At 61.9% G+C, this 14195-nt stretch carries 13 protein-coding genes and 1 tRNA gene; 10 read left to right on the top strand and 4 right to left on the bottom strand.

Annotated elements, in window-relative coordinates; all coding sequences use genetic code 11:
• Nucleotides 1-4: 4 nt before the first annotated feature.
• The 6 genes from H4P12_RS17095 (at nt 5) to H4P12_RS17070 (ending at nt 6565) form a co-directional block, all read left to right on the top strand.
• Entirely contained in the window at nt 5-4003 is a 3999-nt protein-coding gene (locus H4P12_RS17095) for a baseplate multidomain protein megatron (protein WP_166331091.1), read from the top strand.
• A gap of 20 nt (nt 4004-4023) precedes the next feature.
• Nucleotides 4024-5100: a DUF2793 domain-containing protein gene (locus H4P12_RS17090; RefSeq protein ID WP_166331089.1), complete on the top strand. Its 1077-nt coding sequence runs from the start codon at nt 4024-4026 to the stop codon at nt 5098-5100.
• Nucleotides 5097-5384 (top strand): DUF6127 family protein, encoded by a 288-nt coding sequence (locus tag H4P12_RS17085; RefSeq protein ID WP_166331087.1) that lies wholly within the window; start codon nt 5097-5099, stop codon nt 5382-5384. The genes H4P12_RS17090 and H4P12_RS17085 overlap by 4 nt, the downstream gene beginning before the upstream one ends.
• A 95-nt stretch (nt 5385-5479) precedes the next feature.
• Nucleotides 5480-6154 (top strand): YcbK family protein, encoded by a 675-nt coding sequence (locus tag H4P12_RS17080; protein WP_166331085.1) that lies wholly within the window; start codon nt 5480-5482, stop codon nt 6152-6154.
• A complete protein-coding gene (locus H4P12_RS17075) occupies nt 6154-6405 on the top strand; it encodes a hypothetical protein (protein ID WP_166331083.1) in 252 nt (83 codons plus the stop codon). Before H4P12_RS17080 ends, H4P12_RS17075 begins: the two co-directional genes overlap by 1 nt.
• Nucleotides 6374-6565, top strand: a complete 192-nt coding sequence (locus tag H4P12_RS17070; protein ID WP_235931376.1) for a hypothetical protein — start codon at nt 6374-6376, stop codon at nt 6563-6565. Before H4P12_RS17075 ends, H4P12_RS17070 begins: the two co-directional genes overlap by 32 nt.
• 9 nt (nt 6566-6574) lie before the next feature.
• Here the strand turns inward: H4P12_RS17070 and H4P12_RS17065 are convergent, their stop codons facing one another.
• Both H4P12_RS17065 and H4P12_RS17060 read right to left on the bottom strand, forming a co-directional pair.
• Nucleotides 6575-7537 carry an SOS response-associated peptidase gene (locus H4P12_RS17065; RefSeq protein ID WP_235931375.1) on the bottom strand — a complete coding sequence of 321 codons (963 nt, stop codon included), beginning with the start codon at nt 7535-7537 and terminating at the stop codon, nt 6575-6577.
• A 111-nt stretch (nt 7538-7648) separates the two neighbouring features.
• Nucleotides 7649-9466 carry an ATP-dependent nuclease gene (locus H4P12_RS17060; RefSeq protein WP_187794879.1) on the bottom strand — a complete coding sequence of 606 codons (1818 nt, stop codon included), beginning with the start codon at nt 9464-9466 and terminating at the stop codon, nt 7649-7651.
• A 166-nt stretch (nt 9467-9632) separates the two neighbouring features.
• Here H4P12_RS17060 and H4P12_RS17055 point away from each other — a divergent pair, with 166 nt between their 5' ends.
• The 4 genes from H4P12_RS17055 to H4P12_RS17040 are packed head-to-tail and all read left to right on the top strand — an operon-like array spanning nt 9633 to nt 13133.
• Nucleotides 9633-10325, top strand: coding sequence for a hypothetical protein (locus H4P12_RS17055; RefSeq protein WP_166331077.1), 693 nt, complete (start codon nt 9633-9635; stop codon nt 10323-10325).
• A gap of 29 nt (nt 10326-10354) precedes the next feature.
• Nucleotides 10355-11551 (top strand): helix-turn-helix domain-containing protein, encoded by a 1197-nt coding sequence (locus H4P12_RS17050; protein WP_166331075.1) that lies wholly within the window; start codon nt 10355-10357, stop codon nt 11549-11551.
• 11 nt (nt 11552-11562) lie between these two features.
• On the top strand, nt 11563-11973 hold the full coding sequence (locus H4P12_RS17045; protein WP_166331073.1) for a very short patch repair endonuclease: 411 nt from the start codon (nt 11563-11565) through the stop codon (nt 11971-11973).
• Nucleotides 11970-13133, top strand: coding sequence for a DNA cytosine methyltransferase (locus H4P12_RS17040; RefSeq protein WP_223115874.1), 1164 nt, complete (start codon nt 11970-11972; stop codon nt 13131-13133). Before H4P12_RS17045 ends, H4P12_RS17040 begins: the two co-directional genes overlap by 4 nt.
• Here H4P12_RS17040 and H4P12_RS17035 read toward each other — a convergent pair.
• On the bottom strand, nt 13130-13888 hold the full coding sequence (locus tag H4P12_RS17035) for a GIY-YIG nuclease family protein (protein ID WP_187794878.1): 759 nt from the start codon (nt 13886-13888) through the stop codon (nt 13130-13132). The genes H4P12_RS17040 and H4P12_RS17035 overlap by 4 nt on opposite strands.
• A 159-nt stretch (nt 13889-14047) precedes the next feature.
• A tRNA-Met gene (locus H4P12_RS17030) sits at nt 14048-14124 on the bottom strand.
• Between the last annotated feature and the right edge of the window lie 71 nt (nt 14125-14195).

The raw sequence follows: 14195 nt of genomic DNA, 5'->3' as shown, positions 1-14195 counted from the left end.
TTTCATGGCAACATTGGTATTGGCCTCGGTCGGCGCTACGATTGGCGGCGGCTTCGGCGGCGCGATCCTCGGATTTTCCGGTGCTGCCATCGGCGGCATGATCGGCTCCACCATAGGCGCGGCCGTGGACAGCTGGATCGTCTCCTCGCTGGCCCCGGCCCAACGAATCGAAGGCGCGCGGCTCGACAATCTGCGCATCACCGCCTCGACCGAGGGCGCAGTGATCCCGCGCATCTTCGGCCGCATGCGCATGGGCGGGAATATCGTCTGGGCCACGGATTTCCGCGAGGAGACCCGCACCAGCCGTCAGGGCGGCGGCAAGGGTGGCGGACCGAAGGTCGAGACCACGGAATATCTCTATTATGCATCCTTCGCGGTCGCCTTATGTGAAGGCGAGATTACCGGCATCGGGCGGATCTGGGCCGATGGCAAGCCGCTCGACACCTCGGGACTTACCTGGCGCTGGTACCCAGGCAGCGAGACGCAACAGCCCGATCCATTCATCGCCGCCACGATGGGCCCAGAGGCCACGCCCGCATATCGCGGCACCGCCTATGTCGTCTTCGAAGATCTGCCGCTGAACGATTACGGCAACCGCCTGCCGCAGCTGAGCTTCGAGGTCTTCCGGCCGCTGGCCGATCCGGATACCGCCGAGGGGCTGACCCGTGCCGTGACGCTGATCCCGGCCTCGGGCGAGTTCACCTATGCCACCGAGCCGGTGCGCAAGACCACGGGCGCCAAAACCAATGTCTTCGGCCACAGTACCGGCGGCACGACCTCTACCGAGAACCTGAACGCCATGCCCGGCAGCCCGGACATGATCGTGGCGCTGGACCGGCTGCAGGCCATGGCGCCGAAGGTCGAAAGCGTCAGTCTGGTCGTGGCCTGGTTCGGCGATGATCTGCGCTGCAGCCATTGCGCCATCCGGCCCGGCGTCGAGGTCGCCGAGAAGTTGAGCAGCCCCTGGACATGGTCCGTGAATGGCGTCAGCCGGGCCGATGCCCATCTCGTCAGCCGCGATGGTCAGGATCGTCCCGTCTATGGCGGCACGCCGGCGGATTTCGCGGTGGTGCAGGCAATTCGGGAGATGAAGGCGCGCGGGCTGCGGGTGACCTTCTATCCCTTCATCCTGATGGATATCCCGCCGGGCAACACTCTGCCGGACCCCTATTCGGACAACGCCGCCGGGACGGGTCAGCCCGCATTCCCCTGGCGTGGACGGATCACCTGTTCGCCCGCCGCCGGTCAGGCAGGCAGCGCCGACAAGACGGCGACGGCCGGAGATCAGGTTGATGCCTTCTTCGGCAGTGCCAGCGCGGGCGACTTTACCATTACCGGTGATGATGTCCGATGGACAGGCGACCCGAGCGACCATGGTCTGCGGCGCATGGTGCTGCATTACGCCCATCTCTGCGCGGTGGCGGGCGGGGTCGATGCCTTCCTGATCGGTTCAGAGATGCGTGGACTGACCACGATCCGTTCGGAATTGAACAGCTATCCGGCCGTCGCTGCCTTCCAGGCGCTGGCCGCTGATGTCTGCGCCATCCTCGGGCCGGGCCCGAAGATCAGCTACGCCGCCGACTGGTCGGAATATTTCGGGCATCAGCCGGGCGACGGCAGCGGGGATGTCCATTTCCATCTGGACCCGCTCTGGGCCGACCAGAACGTCGATTTCATCGGCATCGACAATTACCTGCCGCTCTCCGACTGGCGCGACGGCTTCGATCATCTGGACGCCCAAGCTGGCTGGCCTGCCATTCATGACCGGACCTATCTGCAGTCCAATATCGCGGGCGGCGAAGGGTTCGATTGGTTCTATGCCTCCGAGGCCGACCGCGCGGCGCAGGTCCGCACCCCGATCACCGATGGTGCCCACGGAAAGCCATGGGTCTTCCGGCCCAAAGATCTGCGCTCATGGTGGTCGAACCGGCATTTCGACCGGCCGGGCGGCGTCGAGGCCGCGACACCGACGCCGTGGGTGCCGCAGTCAAAGCCGATCCGCTTCACCGAACTCGGCTGCCCGGCCATCGACCGCGGCACCAACCAGCCGAATGTCTTCTACGATCCGAAGTCGTCGGAGAGCTTCGCGCCCTATTTCTCGCGCGGCTGGCGCGACGATGCCATCCAGCGCGCCTATCTGGAGGCGTCCTATCTCCATTGGGGCAAACCAGCGAACAACCCGGTCTCCGCGATCACCGGCCAGCGCATGGTCGAGGTCTCGGAATGCGCGGCATGGACCTGGGATGCCCGCCCCTATCCCTTCTTTCCGGCCCTCAGCGACGTCTGGACCGATGGCGCCAATTGGCGGCTAGGGCACTGGCTGACCGGGCGGCTGGGCGCGGTCTCGCTCGCGGCCCTCGTCCGCCATCTCTGCGGGCGCGCCGGACTGCCGGAAAGCCGCATCGATGTCTCCGGCCTCTGGGGCGCGGCCGAGGGCTACGCCATCACAGCCCTCGAAAGCCCCCGCGCCTCTATCACCACGCTGGCGCGGCACTTCGGGTTTGACGCGGTCGAGAGCGAGGGCGTCATCCGATTTGTGATGCGCGGCCGGGCACCGGTTGCCACCATCGCCCATGACGATCTGGTCGCGGGTAATTCGGACGGCGAACCCATCGAGCTAACTCGCGCCCAAGAGACGGAGCTGCCACAGGCGCTGAAGTGGCAGGTGGCCCGGGCCGACGAGGATTACGATGCCGCTCTGGTCGAGGCCGCGCGCATTACCGTGGATACCAGCCGCATCGCCTCGGAAAGTTTTCCGATGGCGGTGCCGCCGGAAGAGGCCGAACGCCGCTGCCGTCGCGCCCTGCAGGAGGCCTGGGCGGGCCGCGAAAGCGCCGTGTTTCGCCTTCCGCCCTCACGGCTGGCGCTGGACCCGGCGGATGTGATTGCGCTGACCCACCATGGCCGGGTGCAGCAGTTCCGCCTGACGGCCGTGGCCGATGCCGAAGCACGCGGCATCGAGGCTGTGCGGCAGGACCGCGAGGCCTATGACCTGCCGCCCGGCGCCGAACGCCCGGCAAAACTGCCCCGCGCCGTGACCTTCGGGCCGCCGGAGGTCATCCTGCTCGATCTGCCGCAGCTGCACGACGACATCCCCGCGCATCAGCCGCTGATCGCCGCCACCGCAAAACCATGGCCCGGCGCGCTGGCAGTGTATCGCAGCGCGGGCAATGACGGGTTCGAACTAGTCGCCACCGTGCGCCGCCGTGCGAATCTCGGCCGTCTCGCCACCGACCTCTGGCCCGGTCCAACATCGCGTTTCGATTTCGGCAATGTCCTGATCCTCGATCTGGCGAGCGGCCAGCTGGAAAGTGTTAGCGATCTGGCGCTGTTTGGCGGTGCCAACGCGCTGGTCGTGGAATCCGCCCCGGGGCGCTGGGAGATTGTCCAGGCTGGAAGTGCCGAGCTGATCGCGCCGGGCCGATATCGTCTGAAACGACTCCTGCGCGGACAACGTGGCACCGAACAGGCCATGGGCAATCCCACCCCGGCCGGGGCGCGGGTGGTGATGCTGAACGAGGCCCTGACGCCGCTGCCGATCCCGAAAGCCCATCTCGACATACCCTTCAACTGGCGCATCGGTCCCGCCCGCCATCCGGTCAGCAGCGACACCTTCACCGCCATCAGCTTCGCACCCGAGGGCGAAGGACTGCGGCCGTTCTCGCCGGTCCATGTCACCCAGCCCTGGCGCCAGCCGCATAGCCCTGGCGATCTGACGATCCGCTGGACACGGCGCTCCCGTGCCCTCGCCGCCGATAGCTGGCAGGGCATGGAGGTGCCCATGGCGGAAGAACAGGAAAGCTACGAGGTCCGGATCATGGACGGTGCGGCCGTCAAACGCACGCTGACGAGCAATGCGTCCTCGGCCCTCTACACCAGTGCCCAGCAGATCGCCGATTGGGGCGCGTTGCTGGCGCCGGCCGACAGCCTGACCATCCGCATCTGTCAGTTCTCTGCCCGTATCGGGCGCGGCACGGCACGAACGACAACCCTCCACCTCTGATCCTGAAGAGAGACATACGCATGTCCGACAGCACGACGAACCTGCTGCTGCCCTATCTGATGGCGGCGCAGGCGCAGAAACATATCACCCATAACGAGGCCCTGCGTCTGCTGGACGGGCTGGTCCAGCTTTCGGTCAAAAGCCGGGGCCTGACCGCGCCACCCGCCACGCCTTCAGATGGCGATCGCTATATCGTCGCCTCGGGCGCGACCGGCGGCTGGGCGGGCTGGGATCTGAACGTGGCCCTCTGGACCGAGGGTGCCTGGCTGCGCCTGCCGCCGCGCGCGGGCTGGCGGGCATGGGTCGAGGGTGAGGCGGTCCTGCTGGTCCGGCATGGCGCGGGCTGGCAGCCGATGGTCCCGACCGCCTTCGACGATCTGACACGGCTTGGTATTGGCATGGAAGCCAGCGCGGGTTCCCCCTTTTCGGCCAAGCTGAACAGCGCCCTCTGGACAGCCCTCTATGCGGCCGATGGCGGCAGCGGCGATCTGACCCAGACCCTGAACCGGGAAACGGGTACGGACGATGCCGGGCTGATCCTGCAGACCGGGTTTTCCACCCGGGCGCTGATCGGGATGTTCGGATCGGACAAGCTGCGCATCGCGGTTTCGCCCGACGGGTCCAGTTTCCGCGATGCGCTGGGCGTCGATCCGGCGACGGGCATTGCCGACCAGCCGAACCTGCCGCGCTTCAAGGCTTATACGAATTACGACAATTACGTCGGCACCGATACCTGGACCACCCTCGGCATCAATGTCGCCGAATACAATGATCAGGGCTGCTTTGACGCGGGCACCAACCGCTTCGTGGCGCCGGTCGCGGGAACCTATCTCCTCGGCGCCTCGCTGTTCTTCAAGATCAATGCCAGCGGCAACGCCCGGATGCGCGGGCGGCTGGTCCTGAACGGATCCACGGAAATCCGGGGCTCGTTCGGCGAGGTTTCCGGTGCGCATGTATCCGAGGCGACCGCCCTCTGGCTGCAGACCATGGTCGCGCTGGACGCGGGCGATACCGTGACGCTGCAGGGCAGCTTTCGCGCGGCGGATGGGTATTTCGCCGCCAATCACACCACTTTCTGGGGAGCGAAGATCGGATGACACCCAAACGTCTCGATGACATGCTGCAGATGAGCGAGAGCGAATTCGAGGAGCTGCTGGCCCGGGCGGCGCAGGAAGGCGCAAGACGCGCCCTTGTCGATGTCGGGCTCGATGGCAGGGAAGCCGCCCTCGATATCCGCGACCTGCGCGCACTGCTGGAGGGCATCCGCCTGATGCGCCGCACCGCTGCCCAGACCGTCATTCGCATACTGACGGCAGGGCTGATCCTGACACTGCTGGCCGGACTCGCCCTGAAGCTCAAGCTCTTCGGCGAGGGCGGCTGAGCCGCTGGACGGTAATCGCCGCCGCACCCCCCACAACCCCATTCACCCCATGGCCCGCCATCCCGGCGGGCCCTTTTCATATCCGGAGGATCCTCATGACCACCCGCTTCTATCGCCATTGGCGCGACGTGCCGAAAGACAGCTGGCGCTGGCCGAACTTCTCGCCCGCCGAGATTGCCTGTCGCGGCACCGGAGCGATCCTGATCCATGAGGCGGCCCTCGACCGGCTGCAGGCGCTGCGCAGCCGTCTCGGCAAGCCGCTGATCGTGAACTCGGCCTATCGCAGCCCCGAGCACAATGCCCGGGTGCGAGGCGCCAAACGCTCCAAGCACCTTGAGGGCACGGCCTTCGACATCTCCATGGCCAATCACGATCCGGCGGTCTTCGAGAAGGCCGCGCGAACCGAGAACTTTCTCGGCTTTGGCACCTATCCCCGATCCGGCTTCATGCATATCGATCTCGGCCCGGCCCGGCGCTGGGGCGAGCCGTTTCCCACCCGCGTCATCCCCTTTGCAGAGGACCAGCCACCCGCGCGGGAACATCTGGCGGACAGCCGCACGATGAAGGGCAGCGGGGCGGCAGGACTGGCAACCGTCGGCGCAGCGGGCATCGAACTCGCGCAGGACACGCTCAGCGATGCGCAATCGGCGATACAGCCGCTGATCCCCTATCTCGACACCCTGCGCTGGGCCTTCATCGCCCTGGCACTGGCCGGGATCGGCCTGACCGTCTGGGCCCGGCTCGACGACTGGAACCGAGGGCGGCGGTGATGTGCGCCCTTGCCGCGCTGATGGCGTCGCGCTGGGCGCGGCGGCTGGCCATCGGGATTACGCTGATCGGCGCGGTCCTTCTTTTCGCCCTCAACCTTCGGCGGGCCGGTGAAACCGCCGGTCGTCATGCCGAACGCCTGAACCAGATGGAGCGCCAGAATGACATCCAACGCCGCATGCTGGAGGCAGCCAGCAACCGCTCTCGCCATCGCGACGAGCTTGCTGAGCGCCTGCGCGACGGGCGGTTCTGATCCGGGCGGCGCGGCCTGCCCGCCGGTCGTGGGTTACGATCAGGCCACGCGCGACAAGGCGGCGGCGGAGCTGGAGGCGCTGCCCGAGGATGCCGCGCTGGTCGGGATGATGGCGGATTATGCCGTCATGCGGGCGCAGGCTCAGGCGTGCGCTGGCTGATCGCCGGTGTCACGACGCCTCGGCCGGGGCATCCACCAGCGCCAATGTGCCATCCGGCATCGGGCGTTGCAGCTTGCCGGCGATTTCGATTGGTGCCGAAAGCCACGTCTCCCAATCCCGGGGATCGGTCAGGAGGACCGGCATGGCGTTCGGATGCACCGTTTTGACCTCGGCATTGGGCGCGCAGGTCAGAAAGGCATAGAGATCGTCGGTGGTCTCGCCATCCTTCACCTTCCGGACCGACTTCCAGCCCCTGACCTCGATGCCGGCGAAGAACATCGGCGTTTCTGCTTCCGACGGCGCGAACCACTGATTGCCGCCCTTGATCGGTTCGGCAAAGGCTGTGACCGGCACCAGGCAGCGATGCGCCGGGCCCAGCCAGCGCCGCCAATGCGGTGAGGTCAGGTTGCGGACATTGGTAACGCCCGGATCCCGCTGGGTCTTCAAAACCGAGGGCGGCGATGGCATCCCCCACCGCGCCTTCACCAATTCCAGCGAAGCACCATCATGGCGGATGATCGGTGCCAACTGATCGGGATAGACCTTGCCCGGTGCGACATTGCCCGCGCGGTCGGTCATGGTCAGACCCTTGAAAAGCTGGCGCATCGCCTCCTGCGTGGTGGTCTGATTGTAAAGGTTGCACACGGTATCGTCGTCCTCGGAACGGCCAAAGGGCAGATAGGGTGAACTGTAGCTCGGCAGGCATGTTCTGTCAGCCAGTTCCAGATCCGGAAAGGCGGTCAGGCAGGCGCTGGCCGCATCCGGCTCACGGAAGTAAAGCGCGATCCGGTCCCGCGTGCCGCCGCGCCCACCGCCATGCCAGGCATAGTTGCCTCGGCCGATCCGCGTCGCCAGCCACTCATGCAGCGCGTCGGACCGTCGGCCAAAGCCCATCTCCGGCACGCAAATCAGCACCCGGACCGGGAAGGCCGAATCATCGATTTTGGCTTGAGGTGTGCTGCGGCGCGTCATGATCGAAACAAAGCAAGAACATGGACTATGTTTCAAGGGCCACGACAACCTGCATGAACATATAAGGTCGCTTCGATGATACGGCGTACGCTCAGGGGGTAGTACAGCACGCTATACAACACCAAGAAAACTGAGCGCTTCGCGCAGTACAGGCTCAAAGTTAGCCAGTGTCTCCCGACATATCTCGTCGTTTTGCTGACAAAGGCGCCTAGCGGTCGAAATCTTATATTCCGACGCGAAGTCTTCTTTTACCAGATAAGCCCAATCTGCGGCAAGTTCGGCTTCAAGGGTTGTCTCGCCACGCAGAATCCTGCTTACCAGTTGCGGGTGACACACCTTAGCGGGATCGCGACTGGTCAGACAGTTCCGATCGCGTGCTTCAGTCCAGATATCTGCCGGATATAGCGTCTCCAAGGACGCATAGATGTCAAAATGAGCAGCCCGAGCCGCAGTAAGGTTGGCTGGTGCAGGGTAAACTAGACACTTTGCTGATTTCGTATTTTCAGGCTGCTTGTTGAACTCTTTCTTTGCGTGCATAGCGTCACCATCAACAATGCCTATTGCCTTGGGTCTATCAGGATGATGTTTATGTTGCGAACGCCAACCAACCAACATGTCGATCACATAGGTGTGCCCGGCACCGTCTCGCTTTGTCTCGAAACGCACTTTGTCTACTGCGTTCGGAAAAAACACCTCGAGCGCTCTTTGAAGAATTAGCTTATCGCTTTCGCCTTCGACAAAAATCCTTGAGCAGTTCTCCTGAGCCAGCCGGGCAGCTGTGGCCTTCGCTTCCTCTTGCTGTCGAACTTGCGCAACCAACTCAGTGATTCGTGGCCCCAGCATCGCCAGAGTGCCCAAGCTTTCATCGATGCCTTTCGCGTCGGTCTTAGTGACGGTGCCATCAACATCTCTCGTGCGCGTCACGAAGTGCAAAGCGATCTTCTTATCTTGCTGACCAAGATCGTAAAATGCCGGCGAATGAGTTGTAAGTAAAATCTGTGCTGTCCCAGATTTCGCCAGGGCATTTAATTCATCTGCGAGCTGGACAGCACTGCCGATTTCAAGATTGTTTTCGGGCTCTTCGTACGCCCAAACGCTGCTGATTGGCTGCCCACCACGCCTCAACAGCGCGGCCTTCTTCTCTGCCATAAAACGAAGGATCAACGGGATGTGACGAGCCTTGATGCCGTCACCACGATTGTTCAGGGACACGGCCTTTTCACCGCTCAGAAAATCGAGCCGCTCGAATATATGATAGAGGTCTCTCGGCAATGCCAAGCGGGTGTCGATACCCAGTGAAGCCGAGATGCTGGCGGTCAGCTCATTGAGGTGTTCACCGATCGACTGCTCGAAAGCTGTGCTGGATTCGTGGAAAGAGCGAGCAGCGACCTCCGATATGATTCCGTAAATTCTGCCGCGAAGGTCATCGAAGTATTCGGAATCCTTGATGGCGGGAACATACTCAAATTCTATCTTGCGAAGGAGCGCATGTACGTTCGATTTTTCTGAGATTTTGACATCCTCACGGACCTCTTGGCCACGCTTACCTTTCTTGATGCGTTGGCCATAATAATCATACTCTTCGCTCCACAGACCATCCTCACGCCAGCGTTTTGTCCAAATAATTACATGGCCATTTGTTGCGTGGTAGGTAGCCGGCAACGCAATCTCCAACCGGACTACAATTTCTTTCGCCTTCCGCACCCGCACTGGCGCAAAGAAATTGTAGTCCTCACTGAAGGAAAACTCGACACCCGGATTCGTCTCGTCGTTGAAGAAGAGATTGAGTGCTCTCAGGATATTGGATTTTCCACAATCGTTCTTGCCGACAAAGATCGCCAGTTGCGCGAGATCCGCGTCGATTGATTTAATTGATCGAAAGTTCTCGATATGAATTGACTTGATTGTCGCCGCCACCGCATCCCCCAAGCCTGTCGCTCCGGACGAGGCAGTTCAAAAGTTGGGCATCTCACTCCGCCCTTGTCGCTATGCTTAGAACAGCTAACCGACCACGCCAAGCTAGGATTATTGGCCGCTTCGGCAGCTCCGCAAGAGCGCACCCGATGCTAGATCTCCACTTGATAACGCAAAATAAATGGTGCAATATCCCGAAAACAACAAACAGGGCGCCGCCTTGACTGATGATCCCATTGCACGCCTTGTTCAGGCTTGGCCCGAGACATTCTTCCGTTCCCTGGCGGAAGAGATTGATGCCGCATTCGCTAAGGCCCACAGTCTGACGGCAGAGAAGATAGCGCCCCCCGAGCGCCGTGGCGCCTTGGGGCAGTTGCGGCATTTCCTGTCCGAGGATGGCTTTCGTAGCGCTGGCAGAGCCGCCGGCCTCATTGTTCATGTGCCCGACACCTCACCAAAGGGCGGCTGTTACTCTGTGGTTGAGCGCGACGGAAACTTCATGATCCGTTCCAATGTGCTTTCTCATTGCGGCCAGCCGCGACCGACAAAATTCCGGCGGCGCTGGAGCACGTTGAACGAGTGGCTTAGCCCTTGGCAGATTGATCTTTTCGACACGGATCGGCCGCAACCGGCCCAAGATAACATGTGCGCGATGCTGGTGGTCACGGCATCTAAGAACGGCAATCCGATGCTCCCGGCCTTCGTGGGCATCGGAATTCCCTCTCACGATCTGTCAACTTGGATCAGGCTGGCTTCGATCGAGGACATCATCGCGCTCTATAACGCCCCTGCGGAACAAAAGGACGCTCCGGTCGATATCGCGGATCGGGCGGTTCCCAAGCTCAAGCGCAGGAGGCCTTCGGAGCTGGGCTGAGCCCTGCTTCGAACACTGGAGGACAAGATATGAAGACTGGAACGCCGGGCTTCCAAGCGAAGCGATTGGTGGACGCAAGGGATTCGAGGGGACTGACCCAGATCGCCCTTGCCGAAATGATAGGCCGGAAGAGCTCCGCGATCTCGAGATGGGAATCCGGCGATCATTCGCCGGAGCCAGATGCGTTGGATGCTCTTGCCACAGCGCTGCGGCTGCCGGTGTCATATTTCCTGCGCTCGGAGTTGGAACATGGCGCGCGGCCGATGTTCTTCCGGTCCCTTTTGTCGAGTACGACCCAAGGGGAACGGAAGCGCGCAAGGGTCCGACTGCGCTGGGCGCAAGACATTTCGGCCGAACTTCAGGAATGGGTGGATCTGCCGGGTGTAGATATTCCGTCGATCGCGGCAAAAGATCATCGGGATATTCGCGATGAGGACATCGAGGCGGCCGCGCTTGAGTGTCGGGCCCGCTGGGGTTTGGGCCTCGGGCCGATCAACGACCTGCTGCTCGCGATTGAAAATGCCGGAATCGTGGTCGTCCGCGAGGAAGTTGGTACATCGAAGATGGATGGCGTGTCGAACTGGTCTGATCTCGACAATCGTCCATACATGCTGATCGCGAGCGACAAGGCGACTGCGGTTCGATCCCGCATGGACGCGGCGCACGAACTTGCACACCTTGTGCTTCATCGTTTCATTCCCTCGAAGAGCCTGAATGGATCTGCTGATTTCAAGGAAATCGAGCGGCAAGCCTTCCACTTTGCGGGTGCGTTCCTGATGCCTGCGGAAACCTTCTCGGCCGAGTTATGGACGCCTTCGCTGAACACGTTGCTTGCCCTCAAGGAGAGGTGGAGGACTTCGGTCGGAGCGATGATCAAACGGTGCGTGAGCCTCGAGATTGTTGAAGGCGAATACGAGCGTCGACTTTGGAAACATTATAGCGCGCGGGGCTGGCGGAAGAGCGAGCCCCTTGACGATACGCTGATCGCTGAGGAGCCACGCCTGCTCTCGCGCTCCATCAGGCTCCTGTTGGATGAAGGGGTCAGGACGAGAGCGGACCTGATCGCCGATTTCCGACTCGCAGAAGCCGACGTTGAGTCTCTCTGCGGTCTACCAGTCGGATTTCTATCCGATGCGAAGGCTGAGATTGTCCCATTTCCCGCCTTGAAGACGAAGACGCCCTCGGCAGCCACCCGGGACAATGTTGTGCCATTGAAACCCAGCTAGGAGTGTCCATCATGGACACCCTTAGCCCTTTACAGCGCAGCGAGCGCATGGACCGGATTCGGGGCCGTGATTCCAAGCCTGAGATGATTGTCCGTCGGCTGACCCACGCGCTGGGCTTTCGATACAGGCTTCATCGACGAAACCTGCCCGGCAAGCCAGACTTGGTGTTTGCGTCACGTCGCAAGGTCATCTTCGTTCACGGATGCTTCTGGCACCGTCATCCCGATCCCGCTTGCAAACTGGCGCGCATGCCGAAGACCAAACTGGACTTTTGGGCGCCGAAATTGGAAAACAATCGCAAACGGGACGAGGCCAACCTCGCTCGGCTTCGGGATCTCGGCTGGCAAACCCTCGTCATATGGGAATGCGAGACCGGGGATCGCGGGGCACTAGAGGCAAGGATCGAGGAGTTCCTGAGATGATGAAATCGGTTGAACTCTTTGTCGGCGCGGGAGGCCTGGGAATCGGCGTCAGTCAAGCCGGGTTCACGCCCGCCGCGGTCATGGATTGGGATCGCTGGGCATGTGACACGCTTCGCGAGAACAAGGAGCGCGGCCTGGACCTTGTCCGGGACTGGCCTCTCCATGAATGTGATGTCCGCGAATTCGACTTCGGAGTGGTGGAAGGCGAAATTGACTTGGTGACCGGCGGACCTCCCTGTCAGCCTTTCTCGATGGGCGGTCGGCATCGCGCGTTTCTGGACAGCAGGGATATGTTCCCGCAGGCGGTGCGGGCCGTGCGTGAGCTTCGGCCACGAGCCTTCATCTTCGAGAACGTCAAAGGCCTGACCCGCTCGAGTTTCGCGAACTACCTCGAGTATATCCGGCTGCAATTGACCTATCCCGAGGTGACGGCGAAGAAGGACGAGGAATGGCTGGTCCACCTTGCCCGCCTTGAGGACTATCACACGCGCGGCCGCTACAAGGGCCTGCGCTACAAAGTAATGCTGCGCGTCCTGAATGCGGCGAACTTCGGCGTCCCACAGCGCAGGGAGCGCGTCTTCCTCGTCGGTTTCCGTTCCGACACGAGTGTGGAATGGCATTTTCCCGCCCCAACTCACTCCAAGGAAGCGTTGCTCTGGGAGCAATGGCGCGAAGAGACCTATTGGGATCTGCATCGCGTGGCGAAGAAGGACCGACCGGATGGTGGCGCGGCCAAGGCACGCGCGATGAAGTTGGAGCGAAAGCCGAATGGTCTTCGCTGGCGAACCGTCCGGGACGCGATCTCTGATCTCCCCGATCCGGAGTTGGCGCCCGGTTCGGCCCGGAAATTCCACGATCACAGGTTCCAGCCAGGCGCCCGTTCCTATCCCGGCCACACGGGCAGCCCTCTGGACGAACCGGCAAAAACGCTGAAGGCGGGCGTGCACGGCGTTCCCGGTGGCGAAAACATGCTCCGTCGACCGGATGGATCGATCCGCTATTTCACCGTCCGTGAGAGCGCCCGTCTGCAGACCTTCCCCGACGACATGACGTTTCATGGGTCATGGACGGAAACGATGCGCCAGCTCGGTAACGCCGTGCCCTGCCAACTCGGCCGCATAGTCGCCGAGGAAGTGAAGGAAAAGCTGCTTCGGGCTTAAATTGGCATGCCGTGCGTATAGGCGCGGTTTTCCTTGTAGAGGATCAAGTGGCTGGCGAAATAGGTCGCCTGCCAGCCATGCGGTAGCGCGCCCAGGACCAATTGCATTGCCTGACGCGCGGTGATCGGGCCGACAGGAACCGTCAGCGGAACGCCCGGCATGTCGGGGTGAGGACGGCTGCGGAACGAATGGCTGCCCTTCGCACCGGGCTCCAGCTCATAGCGCAGCGTATAGGGCAGGCCCAGCTTCAGCTGCATCAGCAGATCGTGCACCGTCGTCGGACCCGCGACCAGAAAATCGAGCGGCAGATCAATATTGATCGGAAACCGCGCATCGAACCCTTGAGGCGGTTTCGCCGTCGTTTCGCGTTGTCGGCCCGGATCGTTTGACCCGAAGCCGGAGCCATTCCAATCGGTGCGATAGTGATTGATCAGTTTGGACTCGATGTCCATCGCGGTCAGAACAAGGATTTGCGCTGCCTTGAACTGGACGTCGGCCGGAACGATGTTGTCGCGCTGTTCGAACTTGGCGACGTGACGGGTAAGCCGTGTTCGCAGGCCAGCTTCTGCATCGGTCTTGCCGACGTAATGAACCTGTCCCTGGTGAATCAGAAGATATACGCCTTGCGCGTCGGGAAGAAGCTGGGCAGCCGCGCGCGTCAGTGGCTCTCCCTCCATCTTGTCGAGAATGGGAATCAGCTGGTCAAGGACGGCACCCATCAGGTCCAGTTCGAATGCAATAAATCCGTCTGCCAAGCTCAACCCCGATTCCCCGTTTGCCATCAAACGAGTATCACGCTGGCCGACATTGCACACCCTTCTCTTCAAACGTTGATGTGGCGTTGATGTAAAGTCGCGCTTGTGATGCCCGACTGTTTCAGTCGGCATGTAAGCGTTTGATTTGTGGTAATTTTTTGGTTGCGGGGATAGGATTTGAACCTATGACCTTCAGGTTATGAGCCTGACGAGCTACCGGGCTGCTCTACCCCGCGACAGTTTGCGCATTGGTGTTGCGCGTGACGCCGATCTGTTTGGTGATTGGCGTTTTTTCATCGTTTCAGAG

It is taken from the genome of Paracoccus amoyensis, from assembly GCF_014490725.1.
GTDB classification, from domain to species: domain Bacteria; phylum Pseudomonadota; class Alphaproteobacteria; order Rhodobacterales; family Rhodobacteraceae; genus Paracoccus; species Paracoccus amoyensis.
Note: the sequence above shows the minus strand (reverse complement) of the source record. Positions and strands in the feature narration are given on the sequence as shown.

Excerpts from the sequence above, each read along its gene's own strand:
- H4P12_RS17095 (WP_166331091.1), top strand. The coding sequence starts at position 5 with ATGGCAACATTGGTATTGGCCTCGGTCGGCGCTACGATTGGCGGCGGC.
- H4P12_RS17090 (WP_166331089.1), top strand. The coding sequence starts at position 4,024 with ATGTCCGACAGCACGACGAACCTGCTGCTGCCCTATCTGATGGCGGCG.
- H4P12_RS17085 (WP_166331087.1), top strand. The coding sequence starts at position 5,097 with ATGACACCCAAACGTCTCGATGACATGCTGCAGATGAGCGAGAGCGAA.
- H4P12_RS17080 (WP_166331085.1), top strand. The coding sequence starts at position 5,480 with ATGACCACCCGCTTCTATCGCCATTGGCGCGACGTGCCGAAAGACAGC.
- H4P12_RS17075 (WP_166331083.1), top strand. The coding sequence starts at position 6,154 with ATGTGCGCCCTTGCCGCGCTGATGGCGTCGCGCTGGGCGCGGCGGCTG.
- H4P12_RS17065 (WP_235931375.1), bottom strand. The coding sequence starts at position 7,537 with ATGACGCGCCGCAGCACACCTCAAGCCAAAATCGATGATTCGGCCTTC.
- H4P12_RS17055 (WP_166331077.1), top strand. The coding sequence starts at position 9,633 with ATGGTGCAATATCCCGAAAACAACAAACAGGGCGCCGCCTTGACTGAT.
- H4P12_RS17050 (WP_166331075.1), top strand. The coding sequence starts at position 10,355 with ATGAAGACTGGAACGCCGGGCTTCCAAGCGAAGCGATTGGTGGACGCA.
- H4P12_RS17045 (WP_166331073.1), top strand. The coding sequence starts at position 11,563 with ATGGACACCCTTAGCCCTTTACAGCGCAGCGAGCGCATGGACCGGATT.
- H4P12_RS17040 (WP_223115874.1), top strand. The coding sequence starts at position 11,970 with ATGATGAAATCGGTTGAACTCTTTGTCGGCGCGGGAGGCCTGGGAATC.